Origin of the sequence: Verminephrobacter aporrectodeae subsp. tuberculatae At4 (assembly GCF_000193225.1) — a bacterium.
Classification (GTDB): domain Bacteria; phylum Pseudomonadota; class Gammaproteobacteria; order Burkholderiales; family Burkholderiaceae_C; genus Acidovorax; species Acidovorax aporrectodeae.
In genome coordinates this window covers 1-5,387 of record NZ_AFAL01000077.1, presented here as the reverse complement: position 1 = coordinate 5,387, position 5,387 = coordinate 1, and the positions used below count along the sequence as shown (strand labels likewise).

Genomic DNA, 5,387 nt, shown 5'->3' with positions numbered 1-5,387 from the left:
GGGGGGCTGAAGCCGAATGCTGCCGTCAAACTGACTCTCGACACCGGAACGCTGCTGGGGCTCGACGGCCAGTACGGCTACGGGCAGATCGTCGGTGTGCAGGCGCTGGAACTGGGCATTGCGCGGGCCAAGCAGCACGGCAGCTGCATCGCCACGCTCGCGCACGCACACCACCTGGGGCGCATAGGGCATTTCGCGGAACTGGCCACGGCGCAGGGGCTGGTCGCGATGCACTTCGTGAACGTGCTCTCGCGGCCCGTGGTCGCGCCCTGGGGCGGCGGCGACGGGCGCTTTGGCACCAACCCCTGCTGCATCGGCATTCCGCTCGCAGGCGAGCCCCCCTTTGTGCTCGACTACGCGACCAGCCGCGCGGCGCAGGGCAAGATGCGCGTGGCCTACAACAAGGGCGAGCCGGTTCCCGACGGCTACCTGATCGACGAAAAAGGCGCGCCCACGAACAACCCGGGCGTCGTCGTGGTGCCGCAGAGCCAGGGCCTGTTCGGTGCGCTCATGACCTTTGGCGAGCACAAGGGCTACGGCATGGCGTTGGCCTGCGAGCTGCTGGGCGGCGCGCTCACGGGCGGCGGCACCTGGCATCGCCCGGCGGGCAGCGAGCGCGCGGTGCTCAACGGAATGCTGACGGTGCTGATCGACCCCGTCCGGCTCGGAACGCAGGACCACTTCGCGCAGGAAGCCAGGGCCTTTATCGACTGGTTGCGCCAAAGTCCGCCGGGCACGGGCTTTGACCAAGTGCAAATCGCCGGCGAACCCGAACGCCGTGCCCGCGCGCAGCGTGCGCGCGACGGAATCCGGATCGACGCGGCGACCTGGGACGAGATCGTCGCCGCCGGGGCCAAGGTGGGGGTGGCTCTGTGACGCAGGGCCGGCTGCGCAAAGGGCCGGGGCAGTAAACCGGAGCAACTACTCAGCCCCACCCCTTTCAAGGTGTTGGTGAGCAAGTTCCCATGAACAGCGGCATCCGCTACGTCAGCCCGGCACAGCGCCATGCAGGTCAAGACAAAGCGATCCTGGCGCGCTCGGCGCGCGCTGTACATCAGCGCTCGTGCGCTCAACCCGGCACGCTGGTCTGGCGCCACGCGCAACGGGTCGCACATCGAGGCCGTGAACCTCAACCCTGAACGCGATTCGGTCATCAAGACGCATTCGATGGCACAGGATATTCAACCGATGGCTGTTTGAACGAGGCGACAACTATCTTGACACGCGCCGGATTTTGTTGTTGCTTTCCCGGTGATGTTGCTCTAAGATGAAAACGGATTTTATCGTGGGAGAACGAATGAAGCCCTCTGAAGCCTTGGCCTCGAACCGTGCTGCGATTCGGGGCGTGGTGGCTGCGCACCGCGCCTGCAATGCGCGGGTGTTTGGCTCTGTCCTCCGCGGGCAAGATACAGACAGCAGCGATCTGGACATCCTCATCGACCCGACGCCGGAAACAACGCTGATGGACGTGGCTGCCATTCAGGTGGAACTGCAACGCCTTCTTGGCGTGTCGGTGGATGTACTGACGCCGAGGGCCTTGCCCGAGACATTCCGCAGCAGGGTTCTCTCGGAGGCAGTTCCAGTATGACCAAGGTACTGCGCACCCTTGACTACATCGGGCACATCCTGAAGGCTATCGAGCGGATCGACCGCTACACGGCGGACATGGATGAAGTTGGATTCCTGAACAGCGATTTGGTACAGGACGCCGTGATCCGCAATATAGAAATCCTCGGCGAGGCGTCGAACAACATCCAGCGCGTAGCACCGGAGTTCGCCGCACGGCACGATGACATTCCTTGGAAAGTCATGTACACGATGCGTAACCGCGTCTCGCATGGCTATGACAAAGTGGATCTTGAAATCATCTGGAATATGCTCCAGAGCGACCTCCCCGGCCTACATGCTCAAGTTACAGAAGTACAAGCCAGTTTGACGAAAAACCATGATCATGGAGGAATGGATCCATGACCAACGACAACAAGCCGCCGATGTTCGATCCCTACACACCGTGGTGTGAATTTCAGCAAGCATGACTTAAACAATCACCGGCCGTATCGATTATGCATCATGCGGATGCATACCGAGCCAAGAAGAAAGAATTGCAGAAACACTATCCCAATGATCCGCGCCCCCGTGTCAAGGACTTCGTGGAAAAATGCCTTCAACAGCTTGATCGCCACATTGCATCGGAGCAACGATCGGCAGATCAACAATCGGCACAAAGGCAGCTTGATTTCGATGAATAAACAATAATCCCGAGATCGGCAGGAAATCATGGGCATGCGGGCGAGCGGCACTTCAACGCCAACACCCATCAGAACCCGGTGAATCAGCGGATAGGCCGAAGGTGACCTGCCCGCCGGCATTCACTACCAGCGGCTATTGCACGTGTTGGATGCCGCACGAAACAGGAGCCCCCACGGCCCAGCACCAACCCAAGCAAGGTCAAGGAAAAGCCTTGCGGCCGCCTCGCCCCGGCCGGCGGCCCGGGTCGGCTCCCTTAAAATCCCCGCTCCCCCTCGTCCGCCAAGGCGCCCGGCCGCCTCCTGCACTGCCCCATCCCATGCTCCCGCCCCTGCAACGTCCCGGCCTCGACAGCCTGTCCAAGTCCTTTGAACCCGCTGCCCTGGAGGCCCGATGGGGGCCGGAATGGGAGCGCCGCGGCTATGGCGTCGCGGGGTTTCGTGGCAGTGGCGCGCCGCGCGCGGGCGAGGGGGCGTTCTCCATCCAGCTGCCGCCGCCGAATGTGACGGGCACGCTGCACATGGGCCATGCGTTCAACCAGACGATCATGGACAGCCTCACGCGCTACCACCGCATGCGCGGCTTCAACACCCTGTGGCTGCCGGGCACCGACCACGCGGGCATTGCCACGCAGATCGTCGTTGAGCGCCAGTTGCAGGAGCAGGGCGTCAGCCGCCACGACCTGGGGCCCACCCCGGCCGAGGCGCGCAGGAACTTTGTCTCCAAGGTCTGGGAGTGGAAGAGGAAATCCGGCAACACCATTGCCACGCAAATGCGCCGCATGGGCGACAGCGTGGACTGGAGCCGCGAGTATTTCACGATGGACGAGAAGCTCTCCCGGGCGGTGACCGAGACCTTTGTGCGGCTGTACGAGCAGGGCCTGATCTACCGTGGCAAGCGCCTGGTGAACTGGGACCCGCAGCTGCAATCGGCGGTGTCCGATCTGGAGGTCGAAAGCGAAGAGCGCGCCGGCTTTCTATGGCACATCGCGTACCCGCTGGCCGATGGCTCGGGCAGCCTTCGGGTGGCGACCACGCGGCCCGAGACCCTGTTCGGCGACGTGGCGCTGATGGTGCACCCCGAGGACGCGCGCTACCGCGCCCTCGTCGGCAAGAGCGTGCAGCTGCCCCTGTGCGCGCGCCAGATTCCGGTGATTGCCGACGCCTGCGTGGACCCGGAATTCGGCACCGGCGTGGTCAAGGTCACGCCCGCGCACGACCCGAACGACTACGCCGTGGGCCAGCGCCACGGGCTGCCCATGCGGGTGGTGCTGACCTTGCAGGCGAGCATCAACGAGAACGCGCCGGAGAAGTACCGCGGAATGGACCGCTTCGTCGCGCGCAAGGCCGTGGTCGCCGATCTGCAAGCCTGCGGCGCCTTGGTCGAGGTGCAAAAGCACCGGCACATGCTGCCCATCTGCACCCGCACCGGCCAGGTGGTCGAGCCCATGCTCACGGACCAGTGGTTCGTGGCCATGAACCGGGTGGGCGAGGGGGACGCCAGCGGCAAGAGCATGGCGCAAAAGGCCATCGACGCGGTGGCCGGCGGCGAGGTGCGCTTCGTTCCGGAAAATTGGGTCAACACCTTCAACCAGTGGATGAACAACATCCAGGACTGGTGCATCAGCCGCCAGCTGTGGTGGGGGCACCAGATTCCGGCCTGGTACGACGAGGACGGCGGCGTGATCGTCGCGCGCAGCGAGGCCGAGGCGCAGGCCAAGGCCCCGGGCAGGACGCTGCGCCGCGACGCCGACGTGCTCGACACCTGGTACTCCGCCGCCCTCGTTCCCTTCAGCACCATGGGCTGGCCCGAGCAGGGCCGCGCTGCGGGCGACGACTTCAACCTCTACCTGCCCTCCTCCGTGCTGGTGACGGGCTACGACATCATCTTCTTCTGGGTCGCCCGGATGATCATGATGAGCACGCATTTCACGGGCCGCGTACCGTTCCGGCAGGTGTACATCCACGGCCTGGTGCGCGACGCGCAGGGCAGGAAGATGTCCAAGTCCGAAGGCAATGTGCTCGACCCCGTGGACCTGATCGACGGCATCGCGCTGGAGCCCCTGCTGGACAAGCGCAGCACCGGCCTGCGCAGGCCCGAGGACGCACCCGCGGTGCGCCGGAGCACGCAAAAGGAGTTCCCCGAAGGCATTCCCGCCTACGGCGCGGACGCGCTGCGCCTGACCTTTGCGGCGCTGGCCACGCTGGGGCGCAGCATCAACTTCGACAGCAAGCGCTGCGAGGGGTACCGCAATTTCTGCAACAAGCTATGGAACGCGAGCCGCTTCGTGCTGATGCACTGCGAGGGCCAGGACTGCGGCCTTCAGGAGCACACCCCGCAGGACTGCCAGAGTGGCGGCCCGGCGCAGGGCTACCTGGCGTTCAGCCCGGCCGACCGCTGGATCGCGTCGCTGCTGCAAGGGACCGCGGCCGAGGTGGAGAAGGGCTTTGCCGAATACCGCCTGGACAACGTGGCGAACGCGATCTACGACTTCGTCTGGAACGAATACTGCGACTGGTACCTGGAAATCGCCAAGGTACAGCTGCACCACGGCAGCGAGGCCGCGCAGCGCGCCACGCGCCGCACGCTGATCCGCACGCTCGAAGCCATCCTGCGCCTGGCGCACCCGATCGTCCCGTTCATCACCGAGGCCCTGTGGCAAACGGTCGCGCCCGTGGCCGGCCTGGCAGGCGAATCCGTGGGAATCGCCCACTACCCGCAGGCCCGGCCCGAGAAGATCGACGCGGCCGCGCTCGCCCACATGGCCCGCGTCAAGGCCCTGGTGGACGCGTGCCGTGCCCTGCGCGGCGAGATGAACCTCTCGCCCGCGGCGCGTCTGCCCCTGTACGCCGTGGGCGACTCCGAGTTCATGCGCGCCGTGGCGCCGGTGCTGCAAGCGCTGGCCAGACTCGGCGAAGTCCGGGTCTTCGACGACGAAGCCGCCTGGGCCAGCGCCGCGCAGGCGGCCCCCGTGGCCGTGGTGGGCGACGCGCGCATATGCCTGCACATGGAGATCGACGTGGCGGCCGAGAAGGCGCGCCTGGCGAGAGAAATCGCGCGCATCGAAGGCGAGGCCGCGAAGGCCGGCGCCAAGCTGGACAACCCGGCCTTCGTCGCCAAGGCGCCGCCGGCGGTCATCG

The 5,387-nt window shown here is 65.5% G+C and carries 4 protein-coding genes and 1 pseudogene; all 5 read left to right on the top strand.

Features of this window, described 5'->3' with window-relative positions:
• A partial coding sequence (locus tag VTU_RS0103310) for a malate/lactate/ureidoglycolate dehydrogenase (RefSeq protein ID WP_010100743.1) occupies positions 1–876 on the top strand: 876 nt, incomplete at its 5' end.
• Between the two features lie 92 nt (positions 877–968).
• Positions 969–1,200 (top strand): annotated as a pseudogene (locus tag VTU_RS0103305) (IS3-like element ISAzo10 family transposase); the annotation flags it as partial.
• Positions 1,201–1,297: 97 nt separating this feature from the next.
• Positions 1,298–1,588 (top strand): nucleotidyltransferase family protein, encoded by a 291-nt coding sequence (locus VTU_RS0103300; RefSeq protein WP_010100741.1) that lies wholly within the window; start codon positions 1,298–1,300, stop codon positions 1,586–1,588.
• Complete coding sequence (locus VTU_RS0103295) at positions 1,585–1,971, top strand: HepT-like ribonuclease domain-containing protein (RefSeq protein ID WP_010100740.1); 387 nt, start codon at positions 1,585–1,587, stop codon at positions 1,969–1,971. Before VTU_RS0103300 ends, VTU_RS0103295 begins: the two co-directional genes overlap by 4 nt.
• 595 nt (positions 1,972–2,566) lie before the next feature.
• Positions 2,567–5,387, top strand: a 2,821-nt coding sequence (locus tag VTU_RS0103285; RefSeq protein ID WP_010100738.1) for a valine--tRNA ligase, incomplete at its 3' end; no start/stop codon positions are given.